The following is a 266-nucleotide window of genomic DNA, read 5'->3' as shown; positions in this document are numbered from 1 at the left end:
GCCGCGTCGAGCGCGATCAGCCGGGCGTCTGAGGTCGGCAGGTAGACGCGCTCGGCGCAGGGCTCGCCGGCGGCGGCATCAGGATCGGCATAATAGGTGACGCCGCGGCAGGTCTGGTGCTGCCGGTTGGGATTCATGCCCGAGTTCGAGTCGTATTTCCATTTCTCCTTGCCGGTCTTGGCGTCGAGTGCGATCGCCCAGTTATGCGGCGTGCAGAGATAGAGCGTGTCCTTCACCTTCAGCGGCGTCACCTGATAGGTTGTCTC

The 266-nt window shown here is 63.9% G+C and carries 1 pseudogene; it reads right to left on the bottom strand.

From position 1 onward, the window contains the following. Positions 1-266: pseudogene (locus tag EOD29_RS32280) on the bottom strand (PQQ-binding-like beta-propeller repeat protein); the annotation flags it as partial.

The organism is Mesorhizobium sp. M1A.T.Ca.IN.004.03.1.1, assembly GCF_003997555.1.
GTDB lineage: Bacteria > Pseudomonadota > Alphaproteobacteria > Rhizobiales > Rhizobiaceae > Mesorhizobium.
The sequence above is the reverse complement of the archived record's forward strand: the minus strand, read 5'-3'. Positions and strand labels throughout refer to the sequence as shown.